The organism is Pseudarthrobacter sulfonivorans (genome assembly GCF_024391045.1).
Lineage (GTDB): Bacteria > Actinomycetota > Actinomycetes > Actinomycetales > Micrococcaceae > Arthrobacter > Arthrobacter sulfonivorans_B.
Genome location: NZ_JANFCZ010000005.1, coordinates 101511 through 119491 on the forward strand (window position 1 = coordinate 101511; position 17981 = coordinate 119491).

Annotated in this window: 14 protein-coding genes and 1 tRNA gene; 9 read left to right on the forward strand and 6 right to left on the reverse strand. The window is 65.8% G+C overall.

Annotated elements, in window-relative coordinates; translation table 11 throughout:
* Window positions 1–159 precede the first annotated feature (159 nt).
* The 3 genes from NQJ30_RS05290 (at window position 160) to NQJ30_RS05300 (ending at window position 3341) form a co-directional block, all read left to right on the forward strand.
* Entirely contained in the window at window positions 160–1563 is a 1404-nt protein-coding gene (locus tag NQJ30_RS05290; RefSeq protein WP_255768706.1) for an MFS transporter, read from the forward strand.
* Window positions 1564–1671: 108 nt separating this feature from the next.
* Window positions 1672–2154: a cation:proton antiporter regulatory subunit gene (locus tag NQJ30_RS05295; RefSeq protein WP_255768708.1), complete on the forward strand. Its 483-nt coding sequence runs from the start codon at window positions 1672–1674 to the stop codon at window positions 2152–2154.
* A 5-nt stretch (window positions 2155–2159) separates the two neighbouring features.
* Window positions 2160–3341, forward strand: a complete 1182-nt coding sequence (locus NQJ30_RS05300) for a cation:proton antiporter (RefSeq protein ID WP_255768709.1) — start codon at window positions 2160–2162, stop codon at window positions 3339–3341.
* Window positions 3342–3393: 52 nt separating this feature from the next.
* Here NQJ30_RS05300 and dcd read toward each other — a convergent pair whose 3' ends face one another.
* Complete coding sequence (dcd, locus tag NQJ30_RS05305) at window positions 3394–3969, reverse strand: dCTP deaminase (protein ID WP_255768710.1); 576 nt, start codon at window positions 3967–3969, stop codon at window positions 3394–3396.
* Window positions 3970–4122: 153 nt separating this feature from the next.
* On the opposite strand from dcd, the gene NQJ30_RS05310 reads away from it, so the two are divergent.
* On the forward strand, window positions 4123–5829 hold the full coding sequence (locus NQJ30_RS05310) for a CAP domain-containing protein (protein WP_308215149.1): 1707 nt from the start codon (window positions 4123–4125) through the stop codon (window positions 5827–5829).
* Between the two features lie 46 nt (window positions 5830–5875).
* On the opposite strand, the gene NQJ30_RS05315 is transcribed toward NQJ30_RS05310, so the two are convergent.
* A complete protein-coding gene (locus NQJ30_RS05315; protein WP_255768711.1) occupies window positions 5876–6319 on the reverse strand; it encodes an SRPBCC family protein in 444 nt (147 codons plus the stop codon).
* Window positions 6320–6570: 251 nt separating this feature from the next.
* Here NQJ30_RS05315 and NQJ30_RS05320 point away from each other — a divergent pair.
* Window positions 6571–6644: transfer RNA gene (locus NQJ30_RS05320), tRNA-Gly, on the forward strand.
* Between the two features lie 18 nt (window positions 6645–6662).
* Here NQJ30_RS05320 and NQJ30_RS05325 read toward each other — a convergent pair.
* Window positions 6663–7043 carry a hypothetical protein gene (locus NQJ30_RS05325; protein ID WP_255768712.1) on the reverse strand — a complete coding sequence of 127 codons (381 nt, stop codon included), beginning with the start codon at window positions 7041–7043 and terminating at the stop codon, window positions 6663–6665.
* 176 nt (window positions 7044–7219) lie between these two features.
* Here NQJ30_RS05325 and NQJ30_RS05330 point away from each other — a divergent pair, with 176 nt between their 5' ends.
* A complete protein-coding gene (locus NQJ30_RS05330; RefSeq protein WP_255768713.1) occupies window positions 7220–7357 on the forward strand; it encodes a hypothetical protein in 138 nt (45 codons plus the stop codon).
* The gene (locus NQJ30_RS05335) at window positions 7354–8508 is read left to right on the forward strand and encodes a N(5)-(carboxyethyl)ornithine synthase (RefSeq protein WP_255768714.1); all 1155 of its coding nucleotides are present in this window, start codon (window positions 7354–7356) and stop codon (window positions 8506–8508) included. Before NQJ30_RS05330 ends, NQJ30_RS05335 begins: the two co-directional genes overlap by 4 nt.
* Here NQJ30_RS05335 and NQJ30_RS05340 read toward each other — a convergent pair.
* Complete coding sequence (locus NQJ30_RS05340; RefSeq protein WP_255768715.1) at window positions 8505–9914, reverse strand: MFS transporter; 1410 nt, start codon at window positions 9912–9914, stop codon at window positions 8505–8507. The genes NQJ30_RS05335 and NQJ30_RS05340 overlap by 4 nt on opposite strands.
* Window positions 9915–10063: 149 nt before the next feature.
* Here NQJ30_RS05340 and NQJ30_RS05345 point away from each other — a divergent pair, with 149 nt between their 5' ends.
* The gene (locus NQJ30_RS05345; protein ID WP_255768716.1) at window positions 10064–10918 is read left to right on the forward strand and encodes a LysR substrate-binding domain-containing protein; all 855 of its coding nucleotides are present in this window, start codon (window positions 10064–10066) and stop codon (window positions 10916–10918) included.
* 591 nt (window positions 10919–11509) lie between these two features.
* On the opposite strand, the gene NQJ30_RS05350 is transcribed toward NQJ30_RS05345, so the two are convergent.
* Both NQJ30_RS05350 and NQJ30_RS05355 read right to left on the reverse strand, forming a co-directional pair.
* Window positions 11510–15013, reverse strand: a complete 3504-nt coding sequence (locus tag NQJ30_RS05350) for a bifunctional proline dehydrogenase/L-glutamate gamma-semialdehyde dehydrogenase (protein ID WP_255768717.1) — start codon at window positions 15011–15013, stop codon at window positions 11510–11512.
* A 366-nt stretch (window positions 15014–15379) separates the two neighbouring features.
* A complete protein-coding gene (locus tag NQJ30_RS05355; RefSeq protein WP_255768718.1) occupies window positions 15380–16843 on the reverse strand; it encodes an amino acid permease in 1464 nt (487 codons plus the stop codon).
* Between the two features lie 164 nt (window positions 16844–17007).
* On the opposite strand from NQJ30_RS05355, the gene NQJ30_RS05360 reads away from it, so the two are divergent.
* Window positions 17008–17922 carry a LysR substrate-binding domain-containing protein gene (locus NQJ30_RS05360; RefSeq protein WP_255768719.1) on the forward strand — a complete coding sequence of 305 codons (915 nt, stop codon included), beginning with the start codon at window positions 17008–17010 and terminating at the stop codon, window positions 17920–17922.
* Window positions 17923–17981 lie beyond the last annotated feature (59 nt).

Genomic DNA, 17981 nt, shown 5'->3' on the forward strand with positions numbered 1-17981 from the left:
AAAAAGTTAGGGCAGGCGGTCAATCGTTAGGTTCGGTGGCCACAGTTTATCAAGCCGTTCCGCCCGATTTCCCCGGGAGGGGCCCGCGCCGCTCGATTTTGGCGGGTGTCAGGCGTATTATGCCCGCGCTGTTCGCCACGGGCGGATACCATTCAGCGTATGAACACCGCCAGCGCTCCTGAGGCCACCCAGCCGTCATCGGAACTCGCATCCGGAAACCGGGCCACCGGCAAGGGCCCTGTGCTCGCCTGGGCCGCCTGGGACTGGGGCTCGGCGGCCTTCAACGCGGTGATGACTACGTTTGTCTTCACCGTTTACCTCACCTCCAATGCCTTCGGAGACAAGGACCAGGCCTCGGCTGTCCTCGGCGGCGCCCTGGCCATTGCCGGGCTCGCCATTGCGCTGCTCGCTCCCGTGACCGGGCAGCGCTCGGACAACGGCGGGCGGCGCAAGCTCTGGCTGGGAGTCAACACGATCGCCGTCGCCGTCCTGACCGGGCTGTGTTTCTTCGTCTTCCCCCGCCCCGAGTTCCTGTTGCTGGGCGTCTCCCTGATTGCGCTGGGGAATGTGTTCTTTGAGTTCGCCGGCGTCAACTACAACGCCATGCTCACCCAGGTCTCCACCCCGAAGAACATCGGCAGGGTCAGCGGATTCGGCTGGGGCATGGGTTACCTCGGCGGCATCGTGGCGTTGCTGGTGGTGCTGCAGCTCTTTGTGCAGCCGAGCTTCGCCTGGTTCGGCGCCTCCACGGAAGGCAGCCTCAATATCCGGCTTGTGGCGGTGTTCTCCGCCTTATGGTTCTTGATCTTTGCCCTTCCGGTCCTGTTCACCGTCCCGGAGCTTTCACGTCCTGCCCGGGCAAAGCAGCTGGGTTTCCTGGCCTCCTACGGCCTGCTGGTCCGCCGGATCAAGGCGATCTACGCCACCAGCCCGCACACCATCTACTTCCTCCTCGCCAGTGCCGTCTTCCGCGACGGACTCGCGGCCGTCTTCACCTTCGGCGGGATCATTGCTGCCGGCACCTTCGGTTTCGAGCTGCCCCAGGTCATCTTCTTCGCCATCTTCGGCAACGTGGTGGCGGCCGTGGGCGCTGTCATCGGCGGTTTCCTGGACGACCGGGTGGGGCCGAAGACCGTGATCATGGGCTCCCTCGTGGGCCTGCTGATCGCCGGGACGGCCATCCTGGTCCTCGGCAACGGCAGCTACGTGTTCTTCGGTTCAGCATGGGCCGGCACCACCACCTTCTGGGTGTTCGGGCTGTTCCTCTGCCTGTTCGTCGGCCCGGCACAGTCATCTTCGAGGGCGTATCTGGCCCGGCTTGCACCCAGCGGGGAGACGGGCGAACTGTTCGGCCTCTACGCAACCACCGGCCGAGCGGTCAGCTTCCTGGCTCCCGCACTCTTCACTCTGTGCATCGCCCTGGCCACTCCGCTGGTCGCACCCGGCGAGGCCCAGCGTTGGGGAATCCTGGGCATCATGGTGGTGCTGCTCGGCGGCCTGCTGGTCCTGCTGCCGGTGAAGCCGCCGAGCAAGACCTCCATCGCCCGGGTCCCGGCCTCGTAGCGTCAGCAGGCCTCTTAGCGTTACCGGTGGCTGCGGCGGTTTGCGCGCCTGCGTTCTTGGGCGGTGCGCGGACACCCGAAATGGGCATCCGGCGACTAGGCTGAATCCATGAACGTGGACGAAACGGACCTCCCCGGCCTGGGCCGGCGGAAGGATTTCATGACCGCTTCCGGCCGCCGCATCGGCGTCGTGGAGCTGCGGGAAGGCCAGACGGAACTCATAGTTTCCACCTGGGACGATCCCGACACCTGCCAGGCCTCCATTCCCCTGACCGGGGATGAGGCTGCCACCCTGGGCAACCTCCTCGGCGGGCAGTACCTTGCCATGAAGCTGGCCGAGGAACACCGGGACGTGCCCGGGATTGTGACCCGGCAGTTCTCCATTGCTCCGGATTCCCCGTTCCAGAACCAGCCCATGGGCAAGGCCTGCATCCGCACCCGTTGCGGTGTCTCGATCGTGGCCATCATGCGCGAAGGCGAGGTGCTCCCGTCGCCGGGACCCGACGTCGTGCTTCATTCCGGTGATTTGCTGGTGGCAGTGGGAACGCAACAAGGCCTCGATTCGGCGGCCGATATCCTCCGCAACGGCTGACCGCCATGGACCCGCTGGCCCTGACCCTCATTGAACTGGGGGCCGTTGTGTTCTGCCTTGGCCTGTTGGCCAGGCTGGCCGGACGGATCGGAATGTCGCCCATACCCCTTTACCTCGTGGGCGGGCTCGCCTTCGGCGCGGGCGGGGTGGTCAAGCTCGACGGCATGCACGAGTTCGCACATCTCTCCGGCGAAATCGGCGTGATCCTGCTGCTGCTTATGCTTGGGTTGGAATATACGGCTGCCGAGCTTTTCACCGGTCTGCGCAGGTCCTGGCAGGCCGGTGTTCTTGACCTGGTGCTGAATTTTGTGCCGGGTGCCGGAATTGCGATCTTGCTCGGCTGGGGCCCTGTGGGCGCCATGGTTATGGGCGGCGTGACGTATATATCCTCCTCCGGGATTGCCGCGAAGGTCATCACCGACCTCGGCCGGATCGGAAACCGCGAAACTCCCGTGGTGCTTTCCATCCTGGTGTTCGAGGACCTGGCCATGGCCGTCTACCTGCCCATCCTCACAGCCACCCTCGCCGGCGTGAGCTTCCTGGGCGGACTGACCACCGTGGGCATTTCCCTGGCCGTTGTCACCATGGTGCTGATGGTGGCCCTGCGGCACGGGCACCATGTGTCCAAAGCCGTGCACAGCGAAAACTCCGAGGTCTTCCTGCTCAACCTGCTCGGGGCCGCCCTCCTGGTGGCAGGCGTGGCATCGGCCATGCAGGTCTCGGCGGCGGTGGGCGCGTTTATGCTCGGCATCGCCATCTCCGGGGCCACCGCACACAGCGCCACCCGGATTCTCGAACCCCTGCGGGACCTGTTTGCCGCCATTTTCTTTGTGGCGTTCGGGCTCAACACGGACCCGACATCCATCCCTCCGGTCCTCGGCTGGGCACTGGTCCTGGCCGTCATCACCGCCGCCACCAAGATGCTCACTGGGATCTGGGCGGCCAAGCGGGCAGGCGTCGGCCGGCCCGGCCGTTTCCGCGCAGGCGCAGCACTGATAGCCCGCGGCGAGTTCAGCATTGTCATCGCCGGCCTGGCGGTGGCCTCTGGTGTGGTCCCCCACGACCTCGCCGCACTTGCCACGGCCTACGTCCTCCTGATGGCCATCGTCGGACCCCTGGCTGCCCGTTACGTGGAGCCCCTGGTCAAGGCCCTCAGCCGGCCGGCTTCCGAGCCCGCCCGCGCATAGGTTAGCGCCGAGAAGTCGCCGCCCACCGAAGCCGGGGCCCCGGAAACCCGCGCTAAATCTCGGTGCGGTGGAAGTTCAGGTGGCTTCGGCTGGCGGTGGGACCTCGCTGGCCCTGGTAGCGGTTGCCGTACTCGCCCGATCCGTACGGGTGCTCGGCGGCCGACGTCAGCCGGAAAAAGCACAGCTGGCCGATCTTCATCCCCGGCCACAGCTTGATGGGCAGGGTGGCCATGTTGGACAGCTCCAGGGTCACATGTCCGGAAAATCCCGGGTCGATGAAACCGGCCGTTGAGTGGGTCAGCAGGCCCAGCCGGCCGAGGGAGGACTTGCCTTCGAGCCGGGCGGCAATGTCGTCCGGCAGCGTGACGGTCTCGTAGGTGGAGCCGAGCACAAACTCGCCGGGGTGCAGGATGAAGGGCTCGCCGCTGTCCACTTCCACCAGGCGGGTCAGCTCCGGCTGCTCCTCGGCGGGGTCGATGTGGGCGTACTTGTGGTTGTCGAAAAGCCGGAAGAAACGGTCGATCCGCACGTCCACCGAAGAGGGCTGGACCATTGCGGGATCGAAGGGTTCGAGGACGATCCGTTGGGAGTCCAGTTCGGCACGAATGTCGCGGTCAGAGATCAGCACTGTCCCAAATTACTATGCGAACTACCATGCGTTGTCCACAGTTCCCATTTTTACGTTGTTGCAGTCATCTAGTGGGGCTAATGTTGCCTCAGGATGTCAGCCACCGGAGGTCTCCCGGTTGGTACAACTGAAATGAACTGATCTGGGGTTGGTTTGAGAAAATTTGCGGCGCCCGCCGTTGTGGCCATGCTGTGCGCCCTCGCCTTGATGTCCCCCGCCGCCGGCCTGCAGTCCGGCCCGCCGGCGCAGCAGCCTGCCGAGGCTGCCGGTGCCTTCGGGCCCAGCACGGTCAAGCTGGGTCCCGCGGGCGCAGCGAACGACGACGGCAGCGCACGCCGTGCGGATACCGGCAGCGGGACGCTGCTCGCCCCCGCCGTGGAACCCGAGATCACAGCGGCGGCGCCCGCGGGAGTGCAAAACCCGACACCAGCGTCAGCCGAAACAGCTGTGGCGGCACCCGCTGCCGCCACGTCCGAGGCCGCCGCACCTGACGTTCCGTCCGTGCCGCCCCTGTGGGCGCCCGAGGAAGAGCTCGCGCAGAACAAGTCCGCTGTCCCCGCCCCGCAGGCCTTGGCAACGGAAGCCCCCGCACCCGGCCGCCTTGCCACGGAGGCCCTGGTACCGGACAGCAACACGGCCGCCATCCTGATTGTCTTCACTAAAATCAACGAGTACCGCGTGGCGAACGGTCTGGCCCCGGTCAAGTATCACCCCACGGTGGCCGGCCTGTCCCAGGACTGGTCGGACAACATCGCCTCCCGCGAAGTGATTGAGCACCGGGCCAATTTCTGGCTCGATCCGCGTGCCATGAGCCCAAGCAGCGCCGGTGAAGTCATCGCCATCCGGACGGACCGCGACGCCGCACAGCTGGTGGAATGGTGGAAGGGCTCTCCCGGCCACAATGCCATGCTGCTCGACCCGCGCTTCAACGTCATGGGCGCCGGAATCTCCTACACAAACAGCACGTACAAGATCTGGGGCGTGGTGAACTTCTTCGGATACACCACCCTCCCGGCCGGCACACTCAATTCCCCCGGCGGCAGCAGCGCAGGGTTCCCGCCAGCCACGCCCACTGTGTGCGATACTTCCGTCAAGCTCATGCCGCCCACACTGGACCTGAGCAGCGCGGCCATCACCAGCGCGGCCGACCTCGTCTCCGTCAATGACAGCGGCCAGCTCATCAACCGTCCCTCCACAGGGAATAGGACCTTCGGGCCGGCCAAGGTCATCAGCTCCCTCTTTAGCAACGTCAAGGAAGTCTTCGTCACCGACTGGGACCGTAACGGCACCTATGACATCCTCGCCCAGTGGAACGACGGCCGGCTGACGCTTCATCCAGGACTCGCGGAGGGCGGCTTCGGCGCTGCGGTCACTCTCGGCAAGTCCGGGTGGAATAGCATGACGCTCGCCGTCGGCGGCTGGTGCGCCAACAACCGGCTCCCCCAGCTCGCGGCCCTGGATGCTTCCGGCAACCTCTGGCTCTACCCCAACGTGGGCCCGGCAGACATGTTTTCCCGCACCCTCATGGCCGGCAATGTCTCGGCCACGCGGCTGGCCATGGTGGATTACGACGCGGACGGCTTCCAGGACCTCCTGGCGCGAAGGTCCGACGGCACCGTGCAGCTCTTCCGCGGAATCGGATCCCCCACGCCCCGCGCCGAGGCCCGGACCATCGTGGCCACCGGCTGGACGGACGTGACGGGCATCCGGCCGCTGCGCGATGTCACCGGCCTGAACTCGACCGGCGTGGCACTGCGCAGGGCAAACGACGTGGTGCAGTACTGGGACCTGACCGGCGGAACCCTTGCGTCGCCGTCGAACATCAGCGGCAGCTGGGCAGGCCAACGTCTGGCCCAGTAAGGGGGCGCGCAGGCGGGTTCGCGCGGGTAACGGGTAAGGCCGGGGCTTACGCGGCCGACGCGACAGCCAGCAAGTCCTTAAGCCGCTCCAGCTGAACAACTTCAGCCTTCATGGCCCGCTGGATGCCGGTGTTCATCAGGCTCAGGAGTCCCTTGGGCTGGCATTCGAGCGCGAAACGGACCCGCGTTCCGGCCGGTTCGGTACTGAGGTAGTACCCGCCCGAGGGACGGTTTTGCCCGGCAATGACCTGATAGCGCACTTCGGCGCCGGGCCTGGCTTCCGTAATCTCAAAGTCGGCTGAAACCGGCCAGCCGGAGCGGCCCAGCACCGTCTGCCGGTACACGGCTCCCTTGGCCTGGGCCGCGCCGGAAGCCAGGCTGATGCTGCGGATTCCGGTGCGCCACTTTGGCAGGTTCATGCCGTCCACCAGGAAGGCATATACGTCCAGGGCGTCACGCGGGACGAGTACCTCGTGTTCTGCGAATGCCATGGGAATCCTTCGGTTAGCGTCAGGCCAGTGGTAGTAGCCCGCCTCACCCCCATGACACTGCAGCTAACGGGTTCACAGTAGCCACTGGTTTTGTCCCGCACCTAGCCACGGGCCCGGACGTTATTGAAGAGTTACTGGATGACGCCGCGCAGCCGGTCCCGGCGCAGACACGCTCCGTCACGTGGCCCGCGTTGCCTGGACGGCGCCGCATCTGCGCTAAGCTAAGTTCTGCCCCGCGCACTCGGGGCCACGCGGCTGTAGCTCAATGGTAGAGCGCTAGCTTCCCAAGCTTGATACGCGGGTTCGATTCCCGTCAGCCGCTCCACTGCGAAAAATCCGCCTGTTACCGGGGGTTCGTCGCGTTCCTGATCCCGCGTTCCGCGGCCTTCTTCAGCGCCGCCAGCCGCGCAGCCTCCTGTTTCCTGTAGGCGCCTTCTTTGGTCGCGGCAAGCAGCCTGCCGAGTCCCTTCGGGGAGATTTCAGCGGTTACGGTCAGGCGGGTGCTGTCCGCCACCGGGTACACCACGCAGGAGCGGGTGATGATTTCCGTGCGGCTCTCGTGTGTTTCGGTCCATGAGCGGTCCTGCACCTGGTCCCGGAAATGCAGAGAAACCGCCTCCTGGCCGGGTACCGCGGCGCGGGCATCCTCGTCGACGCAGAAGGCGTAGACGTCCTGCCGTCCATAGGGGACGAGGACGGTGCTTTCGATCGTGATGGATCCCATGATGCTGTTCCCGTACTTCCGCGGGCCCGCCCGGCGCAGGGCCCAGCGTCATTTTCACACCGGGAACGCCGAGGCACAATCACCGCCGCGCCCGGCCATGCTCCGCCAGGCCCGTTAGGTGCCCCCGTGTATCGTCAGGAGTCAGGAACCCTTTCGGTTCCGCTACAGGAGCAATCATGGCTGACAAGTCCCCGCGTCAAACAGCATCCAAAAAAGCCGGCAAGTCCATCAAGGAAAAGCGCGCCGATAAGAGGGCAGCCGCAGCGCCTTCCAGCTCCCTGGACGTCACGTCCAAGGCCGCCAAAAAGAAGTGAGCGGCGAACAGAGCCAGCTGACCCTGGGCGTCCTGGCGTCATCCCGGAAACCGGACGAACGCCGTCTCCCCATCCACCCATTGCATTTTGAACGCATCGCCCCGGAACAGCGCCAGCGCATCATCCTGGAGCAGGGCTATGGTGAGCGTTTTGGCGTCTCGGATGACCATCTCGCCACCCTTGTGGGCAAAATGGCCACCAAAGAAGCGCTGCTGGCGGAGGCCGACGTCGTGCTCCTGCCCAAACCGCAGCCGGAAGACCTTGCCGAGCTGCGCGATGGCCAGGTCCTTTGGGGCTGGCCCCACTGCGTCCAGGACCGGGCCATCACCCAGCTGGCCATCGACAAGAAGCTCACCCTCATTGCTTTTGAGGCCATGAACCACTGGGCAAGCGACGGCGGTTTTGGCCTACACGTTTTCCACAAGAACAATGAGCTCGCCGGGTACTGCTCGGTGCTGCACGCCCTCTCGTTGACGGGCTCAACCGGTGACTACGGTCGCCGCCTCAACGCCGTGGTCATCGGTTTCGGGGCTACTGCCCGCGGCGCCGTGACCGCACTCAACGCGCACGGCATCCATGACGTCCAGGTGCTGACCAACCGCGGAGTCGCCGCCGTGGGGGCACCAATCCATTCGGTCAACATCGTGCAGTTTGATCACGACGCCGAGGCCCCCTTCCTGAGCCAAGTGATCTCCGATCGGGGCCGGGTTCCGCTGGCTCCGTTCCTGGCCGACAGCGACATTGTGGTTAACTGCACGCTGCAGGATCCGAATAATCCGCTGACCTACCTGCGGACCGAGGACCTCGCTGCGTTCAGCCCGGGCAGCCTGATCGTGGACGTCTCCTGCGATGAGGGCATGGGCTTCAGCTGGGCGCGTTCGACTACCTTCGCCGAGCCGATGTTCACCGTGGGTGACCACATCAACTATTACGCCGTGGACCACAGCCCGTCCTATCTCTGGAATTCCGCCACGTGGGAAATCAGCCAGGCGCTCCTGCCGTTTTTGGAGGCCGTCACCGACGGGCCGGAAGCGTGGGACTCGAGCGAAACCATCGCCCGGGCCATCGAAATCCGCGACGGTGTGGTGCTGAACAAGGACGTGTTGGAGTTCCAGCAGCGGCAGGCCGGGTACCCGCACCTGCCGGCTTAGGCCGCGGCCACCCGGCTGACAATCCGCACCGGGTGGCGGCGGTCCTTGAGGTTCACCCGGAGCTTCAGGGCACCTTTCCGGCCAAGTACGACGCCGACCGTCACCGCCGCGAGGACCGGCACCCCGCCGGAGACCAGGAGAGCAATGTGCGGGTCAAGGTGTTCGGCTATCCAGCCAAGCATGGGTCCGCCGATGGCCTGGCCGCCGATCAGCACCATAATGTAGAGGCTCATCACGCGGCCCCTGATAGCCATGTTTGAACTGATCTGGACGAGCTGGTTGGACCCGGTCAGGAACATCAGGCACCAGAACCCGGACAAGACCATCACGGCGCCGAACCACAGCATGGACGGGGCCAACGCCGCGAGGCAGAGCATGAGGCCGTACATTCCCGCGCAGAACACCACGGACCGGAGCCGCAGCTGCCGCCGGCGGGTGGAGGCGACGGCACCGGCCAGCGCGCCGAGCGCCACCAGCGCGTTGAGCAGGCCGTAGCCGCCGGCCCCGACGTCGAACACATGGTCCGCGAACGCTGCGAGCAGGACCGGCAGGCTCATGGCGAACACGGCGATGAACCCGGCCATCAGCCACGGCCAGTAAATGGTGGGCTTGCTGAGCGCATAGCGCAGCCCCTCCCGCAGCATGCCTTTCTTCTTGGGGGCCGGCGCGCTGACGAACAGCTGGTCCTTCCGGAGGAGCAGCAGCATGGTCACGGTGGAGCAGCAGGCCACCGCATTGGCGGCGAAAGCCCAGCCGGCGCCCACAGCCGTGAGCAGCAGCCCGGCAAGCGCCGGCCCGATCAGCCCGCCCAGCTGGAAAGTGGTGGAGTTGACGCTGATCGCGTTGCGCAGGTACCGGGCACCCACCAGCTCATTAACAAACACCTGGCGCGCTGGCTGGTCCAGCACGGTGACCAGCCCCAGAACGAGGGCAATGCCGTAGACGTGCCAGACCTCGATGACGCCGGTGAGGGACAGCACGGCCAGGGTTGCCGCGAGGACGGCCGCCAGGCTCTGGCACAGCATGAGGATCTTTCGTTTGGCGAACCGGTCGGCCACCATGCCGCCCCACGGTCCCAGCAGGAGGGACGGCATGAACTGCAGCGCCACCGTGATGCCCACGGCCGTGACGGAGCCGGACAGTTCCAGCACCAGCCAGTCCTGCGCGATTCGCTGCATCCAAAGGGCCACAACAGCCACAAAGTGGCCGATCGCAAAAATGCGGAAGTTTGGAATTTTCAGGGAGATGAAGGTGTGGCGCCATGGAAGGCGTTCACTGACGACGCCGATGGGCTGGGTGTAGGTGCCGGTAGTGGCGGCCGGGGCGCAGGCGGGGGAGGCCGCGGCGGCGGCGGAATCGATGACGGGCTGGCTGACGGCTGCCGATGTTGGCGGTGGGGGAGCCACGAGTATGTCCTCAGGGAAGCGGGCGGGTTGGGATGCTCCCACGCTAGGCTGGTCTCGACTGATTATGTAGACCTATCGCGCCTATAACTCCCATCACGAAACGTAATGATGTCCCGCTCCGACCGGCCGAAACTTTCAAGGAGTCCGCAGTGTTCGAACCCGCACAGCTCCGCTCTTTCCTTGCTGTGGCAGAGACCCTAAGCTTCACCAAGGCGGCCGAACGGCTGGGCCTGGCACAGCCAACGGTCAGCCAGCACGTCCGCAAGCTGGAGACCGCCGCCAAACGCGTCCTCATCCGCCGGGACACCCGGGACGTCCGGCTGACGGACAACGGCGATGCCATGGCCGGCTTTGCCCGCAGCATCCTCTCTGCCCACGATGGTGCCGCGCGCTACTTCTCCGGTTCGGCCATGCGCGGCCGGCTTCGCTTCGGCACGGCCGATGACCTGGCCATCACCGGGCTCCCCCGGATCCTGCGTGAATTCCGGCAGGTCTACCCGCAGATCAACCTGGAGCTCACCGTGGGCCAGAGCGACCAGCTGTACAAGAAACTCAACGCCGGCCAGCTGGACCTGGTGTTTGTGAAATGGGTGGCTGGCGCCAAGGACGGCACCGTGGTCCAGCACGACACGTTCTCCTGGGTGGGACTGGAGCAGACCTCCCTCAAACCCGCGGATCCCGTGCCGCTGATCGCCTACCCCTCCCCCAGCCTCAGCCGGAAACTGGCCATCGACGCGCTCGAAGCGCATGGCCGGACCTGGCGCATTACGTGCACCACCCGGCAGATCAGCGGTGTTTTGGCGGCACTCCGGGCCGGCATCGGCGTTGCGGTCATGCCCACGTCGCTGGTCCCCGACGACCTGAAAATCATCACCAGGACCTTCGACCTGCCACCGGTGGGCGATGTCGATTTCACCCTGATCCGCAACCCGCTGGCCAACTCGGAAGTCATCGAGGCCCTGACGGAGGCCATTGTAGGGCGGACACTCAAAAAGTCAGCCTGACCACGCCCACATTTCATAAAAACTCTTGAGAAAAAAGTCCGCCTCCTTTATGCTGGTTTATCCATGGGGTCAAGCAGAGGCCGGTTCAACACTACGAGCATGCCCCGCGGCCCATGGGGCGGCCGTGCTCGGGAAGGCAGCCAATGACGACAGCCGAGAACACCCATTTCCACACTGCTTACGCGCCACGACATAACACCGCACGCCCGCTGGTCACGCATCATCCCAGCTACAGCGCCGGCATCACCCACGCCACCGAATACGTAGGGAAGCCAACCTGCGACAAGTGCGGCACGGACGAATTCATCTATCTCGAATCGTATGTCCCTCCGGTTTACCGGCGTGACGGGGCGGTCAGGTCACTGGGCGAAGTCGCCTACACGTGCACCCGTTGCGAAGATTTCTCCGCCCATAACGTTCCCACGTCGTGGACTCCCCCAGGCTGGTATTTGGGGTAACTTCCAACGGTCTCCGTCCCGTTATCCGACACGGGCCCCTACAACAACAGAAAGTCCCTGCGACCACCAGTACTGGAGGCCGCAGGGACTTTTGCGCTTCGAGCGCTGACGCGCCCGGCGGGCCGCCGGGGGCCTAGATCAGCCCGTCCGAAAGGTGGTTCGGGGTGCCGAACCGGTGGGCGGTGATGCTGATGGCCTGTTCGTGCAGGAACGGCAGCAGTTCCACGCGGCCGGCCTCGGTCACGGGGTGGGAGTAGACCGCCACGTCCGGGCGCCCGTCGATGGCCTCCGCGAGGGCGGTGGCGTCGCCGCCGATGAGCCGGATCCGCGCGCCGGACAGTTTGCCTGCCTTGGCGAGGCGGCCCGCCGAAGCCAGCCAGCCGGCGTCGGACTCTACAGCCACCTCGATGTCCAGCCCGGTGAAGACGGCGCGCAGCTGGGCGGGAAGCTCGACGGCGGTGGACACGGTGAGTGCCGAACCCGCCTGAATGCCGGCGGCCACAGTCCGGGCCAGGTGTGCCAGCGGGGCACCGTCGGAGAGACGGACAGTGACCGGAAGCGGACGGTAGCGGAAGATGTTCCGCTCGGCGGTCAGCCCGGTGACATCCTTGGCGGTGCCGAACTCGTCGGCCCAGGCCTGGGCGTCGGAGGCGAGCGAGCGCTGGAGGAACCTCAGTTCACCCGGCTGGAGGACGCCGGCGGCCGCATTCAGGACACGCCGCACGGCCGCGTTGCTGACCGTGGCAGTGGCCGAGCTTTCCTTGCTGGTCCAGTCGCCCAGCCCGGCCAGGTAGTTGGGTCCGCCCGCCTTGGTGCCGGCGCCTACGGCCGACTTCTTCCAGCCACCGAAGGGCTGGCGCTGCACGATGGCGCCGGTGATGCCGCGGTTCACGTAGAGGTTGCCGGCCTGGATGGAGTCCAGCCAGGTGCCGAGCTCGTCCGGGTTCAGGGAGTGCAGGCCGGCGGTGAGGCCGTACTCGATCTGGTTCTGGATGGCGATGGCCTCTTCGAGGGTCTCAGCGGTCATCACGCCCAGGACCGGGCCGAAGAACTCGGTGAGGTGGAAGTAGGATCCGCGGCGGACGCCGTAGCGCACACCCGGGCTCCACAGCCGGCCGGTTCCGTCCAGTTTCCGGGGCTCCACGGCCCAGCTCTCGCCGTCACCCAGCGTGGTGAGGGCGTTGAGGAGCTTGCCGCTCGCGGGCTCGATGATCGGGCCCATCTGGCTGGTGGGTTCCTGCGGGTAGCCCACCTTAAGCGAGGTGACGGCGTCGATCAGCTGGTTGTGGAAACGCTTTGACTTGGCCACGGAGCCCACCAGGATCACCAGCGAGGCGGCGGAGCACTTCTGGCCGGCGTGCCCGAACGCCGAGTAGGCCACGTCCTTGGCGGCCAGGTCCAGGTCGGCGCTGGGGGTGACGATAATGGCGTTTTTGCCGCTGGTTTCGGCCAGCAGCGGCAGGTCCTTGCGGAAGGACCGGAACAGTTCGGCGGTTTCGTAGCCGCCGGTGAGGATCACGCGGTCCACGGCCGGGTGGCTGATCAGCTGCTGGCCGAGCTCACGCTCACCCAGCTGCACCATGGTCAGCACGTCCTTCGGCACACCGGCTTCCCACAGCGCATCGATCATCACGGCGCCGCTGCGGCGGGCCTGCTTTGCTGGTTTGATGACGACGGCGGAGCCGGCGGCGAGTGCCGCGAGGGTGGACCCTGCCGGGATGGCGACCGGGAAGTTCCAGGGCGGGGTCACTACGGTGAGTTTCGCCGGAACGTACGTGGCGCCGTCGACCGTTTCCAGCTTGCGCGCCGATTCTGCGTAGTAGTGCGCAAAGTCCACGGCTTCGCTGACCTCGGGGTCGCCCTGGTCGATGGTCTTGCCGGTCTCGCTGGCCATGACCTCGAGCAGGTCCGCGCGGCGGGCTTCGAGGACCTCGCCGGCGCGGTGCAGGATTTCGGCGCGTTCGTCGCCGGACAGGGCACCCCAGGCCTTGCCCTTGTCGACGGCCGTTGTGATGACCTTGTCCAGGGTTTCGGCATCGGTGATGGTGGCGTTTTCCACCGCGGCGTTGCCCAGGGTGGAGGTGGGCACACGGTCCAGGATGGCCCGGCCCCAGGCACGGTTCGCGGGCAGTGACGGGTCGGTGTCCGGGGTGTCCTTGAACGAATCGTGCGGCAGGGGCTGCGGCGGGAGGCTGCGGTTCTGCTGCCGGTTGGCCGGTGGAATTTCGTCGTCGAGCTTGTCCAGGGAGGCGAGGAAGCGCTGCTTTTCGCGCTCGAACAGCTGCTCGTTCTCACTGAGCTCGAACACGGCGGACATGAAGTTGTCCTGGCTGGCGCCTTCTTCGAGGCGGCGGATCAGGTAGGCGATGGCGACGTCGAACTCGGCGGGGTGCACCACAGGAGTGTAGAGGAGCAGCGAGCCGACGTCCTTTTTGACGGCTTCGGCCTGCCCCTGCGCCATGCCCAGCAGCATCTCGAACTCGATACCCTGCTGCGCCGTATCCGCAATGCCGCGCTGCTTCGCGAGCAGCCAGGCAAAGGCGATGTCGAAGAGGTTGTGGCCGGCGACGCCGATGCGGACGTTCTTGATCCGGTCCGGGTGCAGGGCATAGTTGATGACCCGCTTGTAGTTGGTGTCCGAGTCCTGCTTGGTGTGCCAGGTGGCGAGCGGCCAGTCGTGGAGGGAGGCTTCCACCTGTTCCATCGGCAGGTTGGCGCCCTTGACCACGCGGACCTTGATGGCGGCGCCGCCGTTGGCACGGCGTTCGGCGGCCCACTTCTGCAGCCGGATCATGGCGGAGACGGCGTCCGGGAGGTAGGCCTGGAGCACGATGCCGGCTTCGAGGTCCTTGAATTCGGGCTTGTCCAGGATCCTGGTGAAGACCGCGATGGTCATGTCCAGATCCTTGTATTCCTCCATGTCCAGGTTGATGAACTTGGCCTTGCCGCCGGTGCTGCTTCCGGCGGCGGCGAATGAGTTGGCGCGCTGGAAGAGGGGCGTGAGCTTCTCGACGACGTGTTCCACGGCTTCGTCGAAGGCCCAGACGGAGTGCGGGGCAACGGTGGAGGAGACCTTAATGGAGACGTAGTCGACGTCGGGGCGGGCCAGCAGCGTGTGGGTGCCCTCGAGGCGGCGGGAGGCCTCATGCTCACCGAGGACGGCCTCGCCCAGCAGGTTGACGTTGAGCTTGATGCCGTCTTTCTTAATCTTCGCGATGGCCGGGCCCAGCTTGGCGTCGGTGGCGTCCACGATCAGGTGCCCCACCATTTCACGGAGTACCCTGCGGGCAACCGGGATGACAACCTGCGGCAGGACGGGGGCCATGGTGCCGCCGAGCGCTACCGCACGGCGCATGTACCAGGGCAGGAACGCCGGGACTTTGGGGGCGAGGGCGGCCAGGTTGCGGGCGGCGACGTTGAGGTCTTCGGGGCGGACCACGCCGTCGACGAATCCCACGGTGAATTCCAGACCGTTCGGGTCCTTCAGCACACCGGCGAGCTGCTGGGCCGAGGCGTCCACCGGAACCTTGGAGGCTTCGGTGAGCCACCGGCGGACCAGGGCGATGGTGTCCGCCGCGAGGGCACGGGCCTGCGGGACGTCGGTGTGCCCGGAGATTTCCGTTGCAGTGTGGGTCATGATTTCCCGATCTTTCCTGGGGTTGGGAGGGTCTTTCCACCAGTATGAGCTTCGGGTCACTTAAGATAAAGCGATCTTTTCTAAGCAATACAGATTAGAAAATCCAACGCTTCCGCACCCCCAAAAACCCTCTCGCACTCCCTGCACCTTTTCGGGCAACCCTCTCCCATTCCCTGCACGTTTCCCGGCAACCCTCTCGCACTCCCGCGCTGCGGTTCCGCGCCGCGGTTCCGCGCCGCGGTTCGGCGTCCAACGAACGAACCCTCCCCCACCGGCAGGTGAGAGAGGGTTCGCCAAAAAGCCACAGGATCTGCAAGAGCGTCCCGTTATTTGCTGCAGGTAGTGAGAGAGGGTGCCGGGGCGGGATCAGGTGAGGGGGCGGTGCATCTCCACAATCTCCTCGTGCCGCGGGCTGTTCGGGTTCATCAGCGAGTGCTTGCGGCCGTAGAAGAAATAGATCGCCAATCCCACGATGAGCCAGACGACGAACCGCACCCAGGTCTCCCACGGCAGCTGGGTCATGAGGAACCCGGAGGACAGGATGCCGAAGGCAGGGACCACGGGCATCAGCGGGAGCCGGAAGGTGCGCGGAGCGTCCGGCCTCTTGTAGCGGAAGATGATGACCGACAGGCAGACGACCACGAAGGCGGCCAGAATGCCGATGTTGGTCAGGTCGGCCACTTCCTTGATCGGGAAAACCCCGGCCAGGAACGCGGACGTGACGCCGGCGATCCAGGTGACGCGCTGCGGCGTGCCATGGCGGTCCGTCTTGGCGAACCAACCGGGGAGCAGCCCGTCGCGGCTCATGGAGAACCAGACGCGGGTGACACCCAGCAAGAAGGTCAGCATCACGGTGAGGATGGACAGGACGGCGAACACCGAAATGATGGTGGCGACCACCGGCAGGCCCACGGAGGTGAAAGCGGACGCGAAGCCGGCCTTGGGGTCGATGTCCTTGTAGTTCTGCATGCCGGTCAGCACCAGGGTGGCGGCAACATAGAGCAGCATGGCCACGATGAGCGAAAGCACGATCGCCTTGGGCATGTGCTTTTTGCCGTCGGTGGCTTCCTCCGCGGCGGTACTCATGGCGTCGTACCCGAACACGGCGAAGAACACGGTGGCCGAGCCTGCCACCACAGGACCGAAGCCGCTGGGCATAAACGGGTTGTAGTTGTTGGTGTCGATATAGAAGACGCCCAGCCCGATGATGAAGAGGATCAGCACCACCTTGATGGCGACGGCCACCAGCTCGAACCGGCCGAAGGCCTTGGTGCCGCGGGACAGGATCCAGGTCACCAGGAGGCAGACCAGGATGGCGGGGATGTTGACGATGCCGCCCTTGCCTTCGTCCACGGTGGAGGTCATCCACGCGGGCATGTGGATGCCAATTCCTGCGAGGAAGGCGTCAAGGTAGCCGGAAATGCCGATGGCCACCACCGCCACGATGGCGATGTATTCCAGCAGCAGGTCCCAGCCGATGAACCAGCCGATCACCTCGCCCAGCGCCACGTAGCCGTAGGTGTAGGCGGAGCCGGCGCGGGGAATCATGCCGGCGAACTCTGCATAGGAAAGCGCGGCTGCCGCGGATGCCAGGCCTGCGATCAGGAACGAGATCAGCACGGCTGGCCCCACTCCCGGGTTGTCTCCGCTGCCCGCGGCCACCAGCCCGGCGAGGGAGAAGATGCCGACGCCGATAATGCCGCCGACGCCGATGGCCGTGAGTTGCCACAATCCGAGGGACTTGAACAGTCCGCTGTGCTTGTTTTCTTCTTCGATATCGTCGATGGGCTTGCGCCGCATGATCGACTGGGTCATGTCTCTTGCGCTCATCAGGAACTCCTGCGTGGGGTGCGGCCCCCACACGGCGCCCTGGCGACTGGCTGCGGGGGGCTGTGACGGGGGTAACTCAGATATCCCAGTATGCAAGCGGGATTGCATTAGATAAAGTGACTACTTCTAACCAATATTCATTAGATTCATCAAGGAATGTGGCCATGCTCGACGTTCGGCGCCTCAGGCTGCTCCGCGAACTGAAAATCCGGGGGACGCTGGCGGAGGTCGCGGAGGCACTGCAGTACAGCCCGTCGTCGGTCTCGCAGCAACTGGCCCTGCTCGAAAAGGAAGTGGGCGTTGAGCTGCTCCGGAAGACCGGGCGCCGCGTCCAGCTGACGCCGCAGGCGGAAGTCCTGGTGGCCCATACCGCCCAGCTGCTCGAGACCCTGGAACAGGCCGAGGCGGACCTGGCGGCGTCGCTGACTACCGTCACGGGAACGGTGCGGATCGCCGTCTTCCAGTCCGCGGCGCTTGCCCTGATGCCGGAAACCCTGACGCGCATGACGGCGGAGTACCCGGAGGTCCGGATCGAAATGACGCAGCGGGAACCGGAAACTGCCCTGCACGAGACCTGGGCACGCGATTTCGACCTGGTGATTGCCGAGCAGTACCCTGGCCACGCCGCGCCGCGCTACCCGGAACTGGACCGCGTCAAACTGACCACCGACGCCATCCGCCTCGCCGTTCCGCCAACGCCCGACGGCGGTCCCGCCATCCGCGCGCTCGAGGACACTGCGGCGCTCCCCTGGGTCATGGAACCCCGCGGCGCCGCCTCCCGCCATTGGGCGGAGCAGGCCTGCCGGAGCGCGGGATTCGAGCCTGATGTGCGGTTCGAAACGGCCGACCTGCAGGCCCAGATCAGGCTGATCGAGTCCGGCAACGCGGTGGCCCTGATGCCGGACCTCGTCTGGACCGGCCGCGGCACCACCGCAAAGCTGCTGGATCTGCCCGGTGATCCGCACCGCACCGTGTTCACCTCGGTGCGCCGCTCCAGCGCGTCCCGGCCCGCCATCCTCGCCGCCCGGAAAACGCTGGCCGCCACCGCCGCGTCAGTCAGCGGACCGTCGGAGCGGTGACGAACGACGGCGGTGACGGACGACGGCGGTCCGGCAGCCGCCGTCGTACGCGCGTCCGT

What these genes read in the sequence shown, in the direction of transcription:
- NQJ30_RS05300 (WP_255768709.1), top strand. Translation starts at nt 2,160, where the DNA reads ATGGACCCGCTGGCCCTGACCCTCATTGAACTGGGGGCCGTTGTGTTC.
- NQJ30_RS05350 (WP_255768717.1), bottom strand. Translation starts at nt 15,013, where the DNA reads ATGACCCACACTGCAACGGAAATCTCCGGGCACACCGACGTCCCGCAG.
- NQJ30_RS05355 (WP_255768718.1), bottom strand. Translation starts at nt 16,843, where the DNA reads ATGAGCGCAAGAGACATGACCCAGTCGATCATGCGGCGCAAGCCCATC.
- NQJ30_RS05325 (WP_255768712.1), bottom strand. Translation starts at nt 7,043, where the DNA reads ATGGGATCCATCACGATCGAAAGCACCGTCCTCGTCCCCTATGGACGG.
- NQJ30_RS05295 (WP_255768708.1), top strand. Translation starts at nt 1,672, where the DNA reads ATGAACGTGGACGAAACGGACCTCCCCGGCCTGGGCCGGCGGAAGGAT.
- NQJ30_RS05330 (WP_255768713.1), top strand. Translation starts at nt 7,220, where the DNA reads ATGGCTGACAAGTCCCCGCGTCAAACAGCATCCAAAAAAGCCGGCAAG.
- NQJ30_RS05360 (WP_255768719.1), top strand. Translation starts at nt 17,008, where the DNA reads ATGCTCGACGTTCGGCGCCTCAGGCTGCTCCGCGAACTGAAAATCCGG.
- NQJ30_RS05290 (WP_255768706.1), top strand. Translation starts at nt 160, where the DNA reads ATGAACACCGCCAGCGCTCCTGAGGCCACCCAGCCGTCATCGGAACTC.
- NQJ30_RS05315 (WP_255768711.1), bottom strand. Translation starts at nt 6,319, where the DNA reads ATGGCATTCGCAGAACACGAGGTACTCGTCCCGCGTGACGCCCTGGAC.